This is a genomic window from Verrucosispora sp. WMMA2121, from assembly GCF_027460185.1.
In the GTDB taxonomy this organism is placed as follows: domain Bacteria; phylum Actinomycetota; class Actinomycetes; order Mycobacteriales; family Micromonosporaceae; genus Micromonospora; species Micromonospora palythoicola.
The window spans coordinates 2,003,837-2,017,268 of sequence record NZ_JAPZBH010000006.1; the positions used below are offsets into that span (position 1 = coordinate 2,003,837).

Annotated in this window: 10 protein-coding genes; all 10 read right to left on the reverse strand. The window is 70.3% G+C overall.

Features of this window, described 5'->3' with window-relative positions; genetic code table 11:
* Positions 1 to 81: 81 nt before the first annotated feature.
* Positions 82 to 1,632, reverse strand: coding sequence for an NADH-quinone oxidoreductase subunit NuoN (gene nuoN, locus O7605_RS18015; RefSeq protein ID WP_269740255.1), 1,551 nt, complete (start codon positions 1,630 to 1,632; stop codon positions 82 to 84).
* A 223-nt stretch (positions 1,633 to 1,855) separates the two neighbouring features.
* Positions 1,856 to 3,388: an NADH-quinone oxidoreductase subunit M gene (locus O7605_RS18020; protein WP_269740256.1), complete on the reverse strand. Its 1,533-nt coding sequence runs from the start codon at positions 3,386 to 3,388 to the stop codon at positions 1,856 to 1,858.
* Positions 3,389 to 3,467: 79 nt separating this feature from the next.
* Entirely contained in the window at positions 3,468 to 5,411 is a 1,944-nt protein-coding gene (gene nuoL / locus O7605_RS18025) for an NADH-quinone oxidoreductase subunit L (RefSeq protein WP_269740257.1), read from the reverse strand.
* A gap of 24 nt (positions 5,412 to 5,435) precedes the next feature.
* Positions 5,436 to 5,753 (reverse strand): NADH-quinone oxidoreductase subunit NuoK, encoded by a 318-nt coding sequence (gene nuoK, locus O7605_RS18030; RefSeq protein ID WP_013731028.1) that lies wholly within the window; start codon positions 5,751 to 5,753, stop codon positions 5,436 to 5,438.
* The gene (locus O7605_RS18035) at positions 5,750 to 6,520 is read right to left on the reverse strand and encodes an NADH-quinone oxidoreductase subunit J (RefSeq protein ID WP_269740258.1); all 771 of its coding nucleotides are present in this window, start codon (positions 6,518 to 6,520) and stop codon (positions 5,750 to 5,752) included. The genes nuoK and O7605_RS18035 overlap by 4 nt, the downstream gene beginning before the upstream one ends.
* The gene (nuoI, locus tag O7605_RS18040) at positions 6,517 to 7,158 is read right to left on the reverse strand and encodes an NADH-quinone oxidoreductase subunit NuoI (protein WP_093404032.1); all 642 of its coding nucleotides are present in this window, start codon (positions 7,156 to 7,158) and stop codon (positions 6,517 to 6,519) included. The genes O7605_RS18035 and nuoI overlap by 4 nt, the downstream gene beginning before the upstream one ends.
* 1 nt (position 7,159) lies before the next feature.
* Positions 7,160 to 8,506, reverse strand: a complete 1,347-nt coding sequence (gene nuoH, locus O7605_RS18045; RefSeq protein WP_269740259.1) for an NADH-quinone oxidoreductase subunit NuoH — start codon at positions 8,504 to 8,506, stop codon at positions 7,160 to 7,162.
* Positions 8,503 to 10,998: an NADH-quinone oxidoreductase subunit G gene (locus O7605_RS18050; RefSeq protein ID WP_269740260.1), complete on the reverse strand. Its 2,496-nt coding sequence runs from the start codon at positions 10,996 to 10,998 to the stop codon at positions 8,503 to 8,505. Before O7605_RS18050 ends, nuoH begins: the two co-directional genes overlap by 4 nt.
* Positions 10,998 to 12,314 (reverse strand): NADH-quinone oxidoreductase subunit NuoF, encoded by a 1,317-nt coding sequence (gene nuoF, locus O7605_RS18055; RefSeq protein WP_164446495.1) that lies wholly within the window; start codon positions 12,312 to 12,314, stop codon positions 10,998 to 11,000. The genes O7605_RS18050 and nuoF overlap by 1 nt, the downstream gene beginning before the upstream one ends.
* On the reverse strand, positions 12,311 to 13,351 hold the full coding sequence (gene nuoE, locus O7605_RS18060) for an NADH-quinone oxidoreductase subunit NuoE (protein ID WP_443083940.1): 1,041 nt from the start codon (positions 13,349 to 13,351) through the stop codon (positions 12,311 to 12,313). The genes nuoF and nuoE overlap by 4 nt, the downstream gene beginning before the upstream one ends.
* Positions 13,352 to 13,432 lie beyond the last annotated feature (81 nt).

A 13,432-nucleotide genomic window follows, 5' to 3' on the forward strand; every position in this document is an offset into this window, starting at 1 on the left:
TTCGACCTGCACCGGACCGGGGATACGCGACGAGGGCCGGCCCACAGCGCGTGGTCCGGCCCTCGATCGGCAGGTCAGCCGTTACCGGACGAAGTCGGCGGCCGAGGAGGCGAGGTCGAGCAGCGGCGCTGGGGCCACACCGAGCACCAGCGTGGCGAGCACCCCGATCACCAGGGCGGCCGAGGTGAGCCCACCGGGCACAGCCACCGTCGGCGTCGCGTCACCCGGCTCGGAGAGCCACATCAGCACCACGACCCGCAGGTACGGGAAGGCCAGCACCATGCTGGTCAGCACGCCCGCGATGACCAGCCAGACCTGTCCACCGTCCAGCGCCGGACCGAACACCGCGAACTTGCTGGTGAAGCCGCTGGTCATCGGGATGCCCGCGAAGGCCAGCAGGACGAAGGTGAACACGGCGGCGTAGACCGGCGAGCGTCGCCCCAGCCCGGCCCAGCGGGACAGGTGGGTCGCCTCACCGTCGGCGTCGCGCACCAGGGTCACCACCGCGAACGCGGCCAGCACCGTGAAGCCGTACGCGACCAGGTAGAACATCGTGCCGGAAAGCCCACCGCTGCCCGGTGCGAGCACACCGACGAGCAGGTAGCCGGCGTTGGCGATGGACGAGTACGCCAGCAACCGCTTGATGTCGGTCTGCGTCACCGCGAACAGCGCGCCGACCAGCATGGTGAGCACCGCCACCGCACCCAGCACCGGGGTGAAGTCCCACCGGGCCCCCTCGAAGGCCACGTGGAACACCCGCAGCAGGGCACCGAACGCGGCGACCTTGGTGCAGGCCGCCATGAAGCCGGTCAACGGCGTCGGAGCACCCTGGTAGACGTCCGGCGTCCAGACGTGGAACGGAGCGGCTGCCGCCTTGAACAGCAGACCGATGGCGACAAGCGCCATACCGGCGAAGAGCAGCACCGGGCTGGCCGTCGAGTTCGCCACGGCCGCGTTCACGGTGGCGAAGTCCACCCCGGCGACCCGGTCGCCCAGGCCGGCGGTGAAGCCGTAGATCAGCGCCAGGCCGAACAGGAAGAAGGCCGAGGCGTACGCACCGAGCAGGAAGTACTTCATCGCCGCCTCCTGGCTCAGCAGCCGCCGGCGACGGGCCAGCGCGCAGAGCAGGTAGAGCGGCAACGAGAACACCTCGAGCGCGATGAACATGGTCAGCAGGTCGTTCGCCGACACGAAGATCAGCATGCCGCCGATCGCGAAGGTGGTGAGCGGGTACACCTCGCCCGCGCCACCGGCGTTCTCCGCCTGCCGGCGGTCCTCCGGCGAGTCGGCGGTCACCGCGGCCTGCGCGACGAACGCCCCGCCCCGCTCGACCGCCCGCTCGCCGAGCAGCAGCAGCGCCACCGCCGACAGCGCGAGGATCGCGCCCTGGAGGAACAGCGTCGGCCCGTCGACGGCGATCACACCGATGGTGATCACCCGCTTGTCGGCGTTGACCACCACCATGGTCAGCGCCGCGAGCACCGCCAGCAGCGCCAACGGCAGCTGTACGGGGTGCCGCAGCCGCCGGGGCACGAACGCCTCGACCAGCACCCCGACGACCGCCGCGCCCAGCATGATCAGGATCGGCGCGATCGCCGCGTAGTCGATCGGCGGCAGTTCAAGCTCAGTCACAGGACCAGCCTTTCGTTCGCGACTGCGGGGCTCGCAAGCTCACTCCTCGCGCTCACGGAGCCAGCCTTTCGTCTCGCGACTGCGGGGCTCGCAAGCTCACTCCTCGCGCTCACGGAGCCAGCCTTTCGTCTCGCGACTGCGGGGCTCGCAAGCTCACTCTTCGCGCTCACGGAGCCAGCCTTTCGTCTCGCGACTGCGGGGCTCGCAAGCTCACTCCTCGCGCTCACCGGCTCGCCTCCTGGACGGTGTCTGCCGACGGGGCCGGGTCGGTCCGGCCGACGTCCTGCATGGTCGCCTGGATGGCGGGGTTGATCACGTCCGTCACCGGCTTCGGGTAGAAGCCGAGCACCACGATCAGCGCGATCAGGGGGGCCACGACGACCTTCTCGCGCAGGTTGAGGTCGCGCTTCATGCCGTCGATCTCGGTCAGCGCCGGGTTCAGGGTGCCCTGCGTGGTGCGCTGCACCATCCACAGCACGTACGCCGCCGCCAGGATGATGCCCAGCGTGGCGATCACGGCGACCGGCTTGTTCACCGTGAACGTGCCGATCAGCACCAGGAACTCGGAGACGAACGGCGCGGTGCCGGGCAGGGCCAGCGAGGCGAGACCGGCGAAGAAGAGCACGCCGGCCAGCACCGGCACCAGCTTGCCCGCGCCACCGAAGTCGCTGACCAGCGCCGAGCCCCGGCGCGCGATGAGCATGCCCACCACCAGGAAGAGCAGCCCGGTGGCGAGGCCGTGGTTGACCATGTAGAGCACCGCGCCGGTGCCCGCCTGGGTGGTGAAGGCGAAGATGCCCACGCCGATGAAGCCGAAGTGGGCGATCGAGGTGTACGACACCAGTCGCTTGAGGTCGTTCTGCCCGACAGCCAGCAGCGCCGCGTAGATGATCCCGATGACCGCCAGGGCCAGCGCCCACGGCGCGAACCACTGGGCCGCGTCCGGGAACAGCGGCAGGCAGTACCGCAGGATGCCGAAGGTGCCGACCTTGTCCAGCACGCCGACCAGCAGCGCGGCGGCACCGGCCGGCGCCGCGCCACCGGCGTCCGGCAGCCAGGTGTGGAACGGGAAGAACGGCGCCTTGATCGCGAACGCGACGAAGAACCCGAGGAAGAGCCAGCGCTCGGCGCCGGTGGAGATGTCCACCTGCGACAGCGCCACCCAGTCGAAGGTCTTGCCGCCGACCACCCACAGGCCGATCACGGCGGCCAGCATGAACAGACCACCGACGAGCGAGTAGAGGAAGAACTTCACCGCCGCGTACTGCCGCTGGTGGCCGCCGTAGCTGCCGATCAGGAAGTACATCGGCACCAGCATGACCTCGAAGAACACGTAGAACAGGAAGACGTCGGCGGCGGCGAAGACACCGATCATCGTGCATTCGAGGACGAGCAGCAGCGCGAAGTAGACCGGCACCGACCGTTTCGAGGACTCCGCGTCGTGCCAGGACGCCAGGATCACCAGCGGCACCAGCACCGCGATCAGCATCAGCATGACCAGCGCGATGCCGTCGGCGGCGAAGGTGAAGTTGACCCCCCAGTTCGGGATCCACGGGTACGACTCGCGGAACTGGAACCGGTCGCCACCGACCTGGAAGGTCACCCACATGACCACCGACAGCGCCAGCACCAGCAGCGACCAGCCGAGCGCGACCTGCTTGGCCAGCGTCGGCCGGCTGCGCGGCAGGAAGGCGACGACCACGGCGCCGACAAGCGGCGCCACGGTGAGCACCGAGAGGAACGGGAAGTCGGACATTATGCGGCCTTACCTCCGTCGTCACTGTGCGGTCCGCCGGCGACGGCCGCCTGTGAGGCCGACAGCCTCAAGAGGTCGATCACGCGAACCACCCCGCCTGTACGGCCAGGAAGGCGGCCACCACCAGCAGCGCGCCGGTCAGGATCGAGGTGGCGTACGACCGGACGAAGCCGGTCTGCAACCGCCGGAGTCGGCCCGATCCGCCACCGACGCCCGCGGCCAGGCCGTTGATCAGCCCGTCGATGCCCCGGTTGTCGAGGTAGACGAGCGCCCGGGTGAGGAAGATGCCCGGCTTCTCGAAGACCGCCTCGTTGACCGCGTCGGTGTAGAGGTTCTTGCGGGCGGCGGTGACCAGCACCCCGGCCGGCTGCGGCGCGGTCGCCGTCCCGTTGCGGAACAGGAACCAACCCAGCCCCGCACCGAGCACGGTGACCCCCTGCGCCAGGAAGAAGATCGCCAGGTGCGGCAGCACGCCGTGATGTTCCTCGGTCTCGGCGAGACCGGCGGTGGTGGTCAGCCAGTCCGGTACAGAGGTGGCCAGCAGGGCACCGCCACCCAGCGAGCCGACGGCCAGCAGGATCAGCGGGATGGTCATCAACGCTGGCGACTCGTGCGGGTGCTCGATGTCCTCGGTCCACCGCTTGGGCCCGTGGAAGGTGAGCACGAACAGCCGGGTCATGTAGAACGCGGTCAGTCCGGCACCGAGCAGCGCGGCCCCGCCGAACAGCCAGGCAGTCCACCCTTCCCGAGCGAACGCCGCCTCCACGATCGGCTCCTTGGAGAAGTAGCCGGAGAAGGGGATGATGCCGATGATCGCCAGCCAACCGGCGCCGAAGGTCAGCCAGGTGATCTTCATGTACTTCGCCAGACCGCCGAAGCGACGGATGTCCACCTGATCCTTCATGCCGTGCATCACCGAGCCGGCACCGAGGAACATGTTGGCCTTGAAGAAGCCGTGCGCCAGCAGGTGCACGATGGCCAGCGCGTACGCCGCGCCGCCCAGCCCGACGCCGAGGAACATGTAGCCGATCTGGCTGACCGTGGACCAGGCCAGCACCCGCTTGATGTCGTCCTTGGCGCAGCCGATGATCGCGCCGATGAGCAGGGTCAGCGCGCCTACGCTCACCACCACCAGCTGCAACGTGGCGTTGGCCGAGAAGATGATGTTGGAACGGGCGATCAGGTAGACACCGGCGGTGACCATCGTCGCGGCGTGGATCAGCGCCGACACCGGGGTCGGGCCCTCCATCGCGTCCGGCAACCACGCCTGGAGCGGGAACTGGCCGGACTTGCCGGCCGCGCCGAGCAGCAGCAGCACGCCGAGCACCAGTACGGTGCCGCCGGCCAGCGCGCCGATCCCGTTGAACACCTCGTCGTACTGGGTGGTGCCGAGGGTGGCGAACATGATGAAGATCGCGATCGCCAGGCCGGCGTCGCCGACCCGGTTCATCAGGAACGCCTTCTTACCGGCGGTGGCCGCGGCCGGCTTGGTGTACCAGAACGAGATCAACAGGTACGACGCCAGACCGACGCCCTCCCAGCCGAAGTACAGCATCACGTAGTTGTTGCCGAGCACCAGCAGCAACATGGCCGCGATGAACAGGTTGAAGTACGCGAAGAAGAGCCGGCGGCGTTCGTCGTGCGCCATGTACTCGACCGCGTACAGGTGGATCAGGAAGCCCACACCGGTGATCAGCAGGACGAAGACCCCGGCCAGCGGATCGAACAGCAGACCGAAGTCCACGCGCAGGCCGCCGACCGCGATGAAGTCCCAGAGGCTCAGCTCGACCGACCTGTTCTCCAGGCCGCGCAGGCCGAGGAAGTAGCTCAGGCCGAGCAGGAAGGCGGCACCGACCGCGGTCACCCCGAGCCAGTGCCCCCAGCGGTCGGCCCGCCGACCGAGCAGCAGCAGGATCGTGGCGCTGACCAACGGGATGGCCACCAGCAGCCAGACGCTGCTCAGCAGCCCGTCCGCCGTCGCGTACGAGACGGTCTCGGCCGGAGCAGCCTGGGCGTACGTCATGATTTCGTCCACCGGTGGGCCCCTCTAGTACTTCAGCAGGTTGGCGTCGTCGACGCTGGCGGAGCGTCGGGTGCGGAAGATCGCCATGATGATGGCCAACCCGACCACGACCTCGGCCGCCGCCACCACCATCACGAAGAACGCCATGATCTGGCCGTTGAGGTCACCGTTCATCCGGCTGAAGGTGACCAGCGCCAGGTTGGCCGCGTTGAGCATCAGCTCGACACACATGAACAGCACGATCGCGTTGCGCCGGACCAGCACCCCGGCGGCGCCGATGGTGAACAGCACCGCGGCGAGGACCAGGTAGTAGTTCGGCTCGACCGAGAAGAAGTCACTCATTTCTCAGTGCCCTTCAGCGTGGTCTCCTCGGCGGTCAGCTCCCGCACCGGCAGGACGTCCGGCGTGCTGCGGTCGCTCAGCCGGCCGTCCGGCAGGCGGGCCGGGGTGGCGACCGACGAGGAGGTGGCGAAGACACCCGGGCCGGGCTTCGGGCCGGGGTAGTTGCCCGGCGCGAAGCGGGCCTTCATGGTGGCCACCTGGTCGCGCTTGTCCTCCTTGCGCCGCTCGACGTGCGCCAGGATCATGCCGCCGATGGTGGCGGTGATCAGCAGCGCCGCGGTGAGTTCGAAGGCGAACACGTAGTCGGTGAAGAGCAACCGGGCGATGCCCTCCACGTTGCCGCCCGCGTTGGCCTGCTCCAGGCCGAGCGGGGCGCTGCCCTGCGTGGCCCGGTAGACCCCGCTGCCGAGCAGGCCGGCGAAGCCGAGCCCCAGCCCGATGGCGGCGAGCCGCTGGCCGCGCAGCACCTCGATCAGCGAGTCGGATGCCTCCCGGCCGACGAGCATCAGCACGAACAGGAAGAGCATCATGATCGCGCCGGTGTAGACGATGATCTGCACCATGCCGATGAACGGCCCCGCCTGGAGCACGTAGAACACCCCGAGGCTGAGCATGGTCAGCACCAGCCACAGCGCCGAGTGCACCGCGTTGCGGGCGACGACCATGCCGATCGCACCGGCCAGCGCGAGCGGAGCGAGGATCCAGAAGGTCACCGCCTCGCCGCCGGAGACCGCACCGGAGGCGGCGAGCAGCGTCGAGGTGCTCATGCCGACTCCCCCTTCTCCGCCTCGGCCCGCGCCGCGGCCTGCTCGGCACCGGGGAAGGTGACGCCCGGGTGCTCGTCGACCTGGTAACGCCCCGGTCCCATCGGCGAGCGTTCCGCCCCGGCGGAGGTGCCCGGGTTGGTGAGGCTGCCGACGTAGTAGTCCTTCTCGCTGTCGCCCAGCCGCATCGGGTGCGGCGGCTGCTCCATCCCCGGCAGCAGCGGTGCCAGCAACTGCTCCTTGGTGAAGATCAGGTCCTGGCGGTTGTCCCGGGCCAGCTCGTACTCGTTGCTCATGGTCAGCGAGCGGGTCGGGCAGGCCTCGATGCACAGTCCGCAGAAGATGCACCGCGCGTAGTTGATCTGGTAGACGCTGGCGTACCGCTCGCCCGGCGAGAACCGTTGCTCGTCGGTGTTGTCGCCACCCTCGACGTAGATCGCGTCCGCCGGGCAGGCCCAGGCGCACAGCTCACAGCCGATGCACTTCTCCAGCCCGTCCGGGTGCCGGTTGAGGATGTGCCGCCCGTGGTAGCGGGGGGCCGGCGTCGGCGGGGTGAAGGGGTAGTCGGTGGTGACGACCTTCTTGAACATGTGCGAGAAGGTGACCCCGAAGCCCTTGAACGTTCCGGTGATCGCGCCCACGTCACACCTCCTCAGAGTCCTGGCCGGCGGGGGCGTTGGCCGGCTCCCGCTCGGCGACCATGCGCCGGGTACGCGGGCTCGGTGGTACCTGCAGATCCAGCGGGGGCAGCGGGAAGCTGCCCGGCGGCCGGTTGTCGACCTGCTCGACGAGGGTCGGCTTCGGTGCCGCCTTGCGGCTCGGCCAGAACAGCGCGGCGAGCAGCACGATGCCGGCCGGGATGCCGATGGCGTACAGCCGGCTCTGGGTGTCCCAGTCGTCGATGGTGCGCAGGCCGGCGAGGACCACGATCCAGACCAGGCTGATCGGGATGAGCACCTTCCAGCCGAAGCGCATCAGCTGGTCGTACCGCAGCCGGGGCAGCGTGCCACGCAGCCAGACGAAGACGAAGACCAGCAGGATGACCTTGCCGAAGAACCAGAGCAGCGGCCACCAGCCGGAGTTGGCCCCCGACCACGCGGTGATCGGCCACGGCGCGTGCCAGCCGCCCAGGAAGAGCGTCACGGTGAAGGCCGACATGGTCACCATCGCGACGTACTCGCTGAGCATGATCAGCGCGAACTTGAGCGAGCTGTACTCGGTCATGAAGCCGGCCACCAGCTCCGACTCCGCCTCCGGCAGGTCGAACGGCGGCCGGTTGGTCTCGCCGACGATGGAGATGAAGAAGACGATGAAGCTGGGGAAGAGCAGCAGCGCGTACCAGCCCGGCGTCGGGATGTCGGCGCCGAACAGGCTCAGCTCGGTCGTGCTGCCCTGGGCGGCCACGATCTCGCTCGTGGACATCGTGCCGGCGAGCATGAACACCGCCACGATGGACAGCCCCAGCGCCACCTCGTACGAGATCAGCTGGGCAGCGGACCGCAGGCCGCCGAGCAGCGGGTAGGTCGAGCCGGACGCCCAGCCGGCGAGCACGATGCCGTAGACCGCCATCGACGAGAGAGCGAGCACCACCAGCACCGCGACCGGCACGTCGGTGACCTGCAACGGCGTCTGGTGGCCGAAGATGCTCACCATCGGGCCGAACGGGATCACCGACAGCGCGGTGACCGCGCAGATCACCGAGATGGCCGGGGCGAAGAAGTAGATGACCTTGTCCGCCGACTTCGGGAGGATGTCCTCCTTGAAGGCCATCTTCAGGCCGTCGGCCAGCGTCTGCAGCAGACCGAAGGGGCCGAGTTGGTTCGGGCCGGGCCGCACCGCCATCCGCCCCACCACCCGCCGCTCGAACCAGACACCGAGCAGGGTGCCGAGCAGGGCGACGACGAAGGCGAAGACGATCTTGCCGAGGATCAGCCACCACGGGTCGTGGCCGAAGTCGCTCAGCGACGGCGCCTGGGCGAGCGGGTTCATGCGACACCCCCGGAGGAGTTGAGGAGCGGGCCCGGACGGCCGGCCGCGTCGGCGGCGACCGGCTCGGTCGTGCCGGGCGCGGAGATCCGCACCACCGCGCCGGAGGTCGCGCCCAGGCTGCGCCGCACGGTCGAGCCGGGCGAGTTGGTGGGTAGCCAGACCACGCCGTCCGGCATCTCGGTGATCGCCGCCGGCAGGGTGAGCGCACCCCGCTCGGTGCCCACCGTGACCGGGTCGCCGTCGGCGACGCCGAGCGCCTCCGCGCTGCCCTTGCCCAGGCGGACCACTGGCGGACGGGCGGTGCCACCCAGGTGCTCGTCGCCGTCGGTGAGGCTGCCCAGGTCGACCAACTGATGCCAGGTGGCCAGGACCGCCTCGCCCGCGCCCGGCTGCGGCACCGACCCCGGCTGCACCGTGGGAGCGTCCGGGCGGCTCACCCGGGTCGCCGGCAGGCCGCCCAGCTCACGCCGGACGGTCAGCACGTCCCCGGTGCCCAGCCGCACGTCCAGCTGGGCGGCGAGCGCGTCGAGCACCCGCCCGTCGGTCATCGCGGCGGTGTTCAACACCGCGTCGAACGGGCGCAGCCGGCCTTCCCAGTCCAGGAAACTGCCGGCCTTCTCGACCACCGGTGCCACTGGGAGGACCACGTTCGCCCGGCGGGTGACGGCGCTGGCCCGCAGCTCCAGGCTGACCAGGAACGGCACCGCGTCCAGGGCCTGCTCGGCCAGCCGCGGGTCGGCCAGGTCCGCCGGATCGACGCCGGCCACCACGAGGGCACCGAGCTGACCCGCGGCGGCGGCGGCGAGGATGCCGTCGGTGTCCCGGCCGGCCTGGCTCGGGATCACCCCGGCCGGGATGTCCCAGGCCTCGCCCAGCTCGGCGCGGGCGGCCGGCTCGGTGACCAGGCGACCGCCGGGCAGCAGGTTCGGCAGGCAGCCGGTGTCGACCGCGCCACGGTCACCCGCGCGCCGCGGCACCCAGGCCAGCTTCGCCCCGGTACGCGCGGCCACCTCGGCGGCGGCGGACAGGCCACCCGGTACGGTGGCCAACCGCTCGCCGACGATCAGGATCGCCCCTTCGGCGCTGAGCGCCTCGGCGACCGTGGCGTGCTCGGCGAGCACCCCGGCCTCCTCGCCCGGCACCACCCGGGCCAGCTTGGCGCCGAGCTTCTCCAGGCCACGGGTGGCGAACGGGGCGATCGCGTACACCTTCAGCTTGTTCTTCAGGTACGCCTTGCGCAGCCGCAGGAAGAGGATCGGGCACTCCTCCTCCGGCTCCAGGCCGACCAGCACCACCGCCGGTGCGTTCTCGACGTCGGTGTAGGTGACGTCGGTGCTGCCGGCGACCGTACTGGCCAGGAAGTCGGCCTCCTCCCGGGAGACCGGGCGGGCCCGGAAGTCGATGTCGTTGGTGTGCAGCGCGACCCGGGCGAACTTCGCGTACGCGTACGCGTCCTCCACGGTCAGCCGACCACCGGTGAGCACGCCGGCACCCTGGCCGGTGTCCCGGGCGGCCCGCAGCCCTTCGGCGGCCACGCTGAGCGCCTCGCTCCAGGACGCCTCCCGCAGCTCGCCGGTGTGCTCGTCGCGGACCAGCGGGGTGGTGAGCCGGTCGACGGCGCGGGCGTACTGGAAGCCCCACCGCCCCTTGTCGCAGTTCCACTCCTCGTTGACCTGCGGGTCGTCCCCGGCCAGCCGGCGCTGCACCTTGCCGCGGCGCCAGTCGGTGCGCTGGGCGCAGCCCGCCGAGCAGTGCTCGCAGACGCTCGGGCTGGAGACCAGGTCGAACGGCCGGGCGCGGAAGCGGTACTGGGTGCCGGTGAGCGCGCCGACCGGGCAGATCTGCACGGTGTTACCGGAGAAGTACGAGTTGAACGGGACGTCGCCGTCCTCGCCCTCGGTCCCGTAGTCCTCGTCCCGGTAGATGTTGATCTCCTCGGCGGAGGAGCGGTTCATCAGGTCGATGAACTTGTCGCCCGCGATCTCCTCGGAGAACCGGGTGCACCGCTGGCAGAGCACGCACCGCTCCCGGTCGAGCAGCACCTGGGTGCTGATCGGCAGCGGCTTCGGGTACTCCCGCTTGTGCTCGTGGAACCGCGAGTCGGTGCGACCGGTCGACATCGCCTGGTTCTGCAGTGGGCACTCGCCGCCCTTGTCGCACATCGGGCAGTCGAGCGGGTGGTTGACCAGCAGCAGCTCCATGATCCCCTCCTGCGCCTTCTTGGCGACCGGAGAGGTGAGCTGGGTACGGACCACCATGCCGTCGGCGACGGTCTGGGTGCAGGAGGCGACGGGTTTGCGCTGCCCCTCCACCTCCACCAGGCACTGCCGGCAGGCGCCGGCCGGGGCCAGCAGCGGGTGGTCGCAGAAGCGGGGGATCTCGGTGCCCATCTGCTCGGCGACCCGGATCAGCAGCGCCCCCTTGGGGGCGGTGACCTCGACGCCGTCGATGGTGAGGGTGACCGTCTCGGTCGGCTTGGCTACGTCCGTCATTAGTGGGCTCCCACCAACTGCTTGTCGGACAACTTCGGCGCGGTCCGTCCCTCGATGTAGTCGAGGTAGTCCTGCTTGAAGTACTTCAGCGACGAGGTCACCGGGCTGGTGGCGCCGTCACCCAGACCGCAGAACGAGCGGCCGAGGATGTTGTCGCAGGTGTCGAGCAGGGTGTCCAGGTCGTCCTGGGTGCCCTGGCCGGCCAGGATGCGCCGGTAGACCCGGACCATCCAGTAGTTGCCCTCCCGGCACGGGGTGCACTTGCCGCACGACTCGTGGTGGTAGAACTCCAGCCACCGGTAGGTCGCGTAGACCGGGCAGTCCTGGTCGGAGAAGATCTGCGTGGCCGTGGTGCCGAGGATCGAGCCGGCGGCGGCCACCCCCTCGAAGTCCAGCGGCACGTCCAGGTGCTCGGCGGTGAGCAGCGGGGTCGACGATCCGCCCGGGGTCCAGAACTTCAGGTTGTGACCCGGCTGCATCCCGCCAGCCAGCTCGATCAGCTCGCGCAGCGTGATGCCGAGGCCGCACTCGTACTGACCGGGGTTGGCGATCCGGCCGGAGAGCGAGTAGATCATCGGACCGGCGGACTTCTCCGTGCCCATCGACTTCCACCAGTCCGCGCCGCCCAGCACGATGTACGGCACGCTGGCGATGGTGCCGACGTTGTTGACCACGGTGGGGCTGGCGTACAGCCCGTGGGTCGCCGGAAACGGCGGGCGCAGCCGGGGCTGCCCCCGGAAGCCCTCCAGGGAGTCCAGCAGCGCCGTCTCCTCACCGCAGATGTACGCGCCGGCACCCGAATGGACCACCAGGTCCAGGTCGAAGCCCGAGCCGAGGATGTCCCGCCCCAGGTAACCCTTGGCGTACGCCTCGTTCACCGCGTTACGCAGCCGGCGGGCGGCGTGCACGGCCTCGCCCCGGATGTAGATGTAGGCCCGGTTGGCCCGGATCGCGTACGAGGCGATGATGACGCCCTCGACGAGCGAGTGCGGGTCGTGGGTCATCAGCGGCAGGTCCTTGCAGGTGCCGGGCTCACCCTCGTCGGCGTTGACCACGAGATAGTGCGGCTTGCCGTCGCCCTGCGGAATGAAGCCCCACTTGAGACCGGTGGGGAAGCCGGCGCCGCCGCGACCGCGCAGCCCGGAGTCCTTCACCAGCTGGATCAGGTCGTCCGGGTGCGCCTTGATCGCCTTGCGCAGCGCCGCGTAGCCGTCCAGCTTCTCGTAGGTGTCGATCCGCCAGGCGTCCGGAGACAGCCAGCGCTTGGTGAGCACGGGCGTCAACTTGGCCAGGGTCTGCGGCGCGGGCGTGGTCACTTCTGAGCCCCCTTGTCGTGCGCGGAATCCCGGCCACCGCCGTTGGATTCCGCTTCCCTGAGGTTGCGCTCCTGCGCCCCGGTGTCGTCACCGGCCGGCTTGCCGTCGCCCGCCGGCTTGTTGGCCGCCGCCCCCGCGGCCTCGGCGGCCCGGGCGTCGCCCGCCGCGGGCGGCTGCCCGTCGACGGGGGCCTTGGTGCCGGGCGCGTCCGGGACGGCGGTCTTCGCGTCCGGCTGCCGGGTCTCGGCGGTACGCACCTGCGGCGACTTGCGGTCCGGCGCCGGAACGTCGGGTGCGGTGCTGCCGGTCGGTGCGGCCTTCGCCGGGGTGGCCGGTGCCGGCTTGTCGCCCGCCTTGCCGCTGCGGATCGGGGTGTTCGGGTCGAAGCCCGGTGCCGAGATGCCGTGCTGCTGGGCCAGTCGCAGACCGCGCAGCGTCGGCTCGCCCGGCACCCCGTCGGCGACGGCGCCCTCCCGCTCGTCGGCGAAGCCGGCGAGCTGGACCGCCATCTCCTTCAGGGTGCAGAGGCGGGCACCACGGCTCGGCGTGGGCCGGCCACCGGCCCGCAGCTCGTCGACCACCCCGACCGCGGTCTGCGGGTCGACGCCGTCGAAGAAGTCGTAGTTGACGGTCATCACCGGGCCGTAGTCGCAGGCGGCCAGGCACTCGGCGTGTTCCAGGGTGATTGTGCCGTCGGCGGTGGTCTCGTCGTGTCCGACACCCAGGTGCTCGACCAGGGTGTCGTAGACCTCCTGGCCACCGAGCACGTTGCACATGGTGTTGGTGCAGACGCTGACCAGCCAGTCGCCGGTCGGCCGGCGCTTGTACATGGTGTAGAAGCTGGCCACCGCACCGACCTGGGCCTTGTTGAGGCCGAGCACCTCGGCGCAGAACGCCACGCCGGCCGGGGATACGTAGCCCTCCTCGGCCTGCACCAGGTGCAGCAGCGGCAGCAGGGCCGAGCGGGACCGGTCCGCCGGGTAGCGGGCGATGATCTCCCGTGCCCTGGTCCGCGTCTCGTCAGTGAAGACAGTCATCAGCGTCGCCTTCCGTTCCCGACTGCACCGGCGTCTGCCCGCGACTGCGGGGCTCGCTCCGCTCTCTCCTCGCGCGGGCGG

Coding starts and splice junctions, on each gene's coding strand:
- O7605_RS18050 (WP_269740260.1), bottom strand. CDS start 10,998: ATGACGGACGTAGCCAAGCCGACCGAGACGGTCACCCTCACCATCGAC.
- nuoH (WP_269740259.1), bottom strand. CDS start 8,506: ATGAACCCGCTCGCCCAGGCGCCGTCGCTGAGCGACTTCGGCCACGAC.
- O7605_RS18035 (WP_269740258.1), bottom strand. CDS start 6,520: ATGAGCACCTCGACGCTGCTCGCCGCCTCCGGTGCGGTCTCCGGCGGC.
- nuoK (WP_013731028.1), bottom strand. CDS start 5,753: ATGAGTGACTTCTTCTCGGTCGAGCCGAACTACTACCTGGTCCTCGCC.
- O7605_RS18020 (WP_269740256.1), bottom strand. CDS start 3,388: ATGTCCGACTTCCCGTTCCTCTCGGTGCTCACCGTGGCGCCGCTTGTC.
- nuoL (WP_269740257.1), bottom strand. CDS start 5,411: ATGACGTACGCCCAGGCTGCTCCGGCCGAGACCGTCTCGTACGCGACG.
- nuoE (WP_443083940.1), bottom strand. CDS start 13,351: ATGACTGTCTTCACTGACGAGACGCGGACCAGGGCACGGGAGATCATC.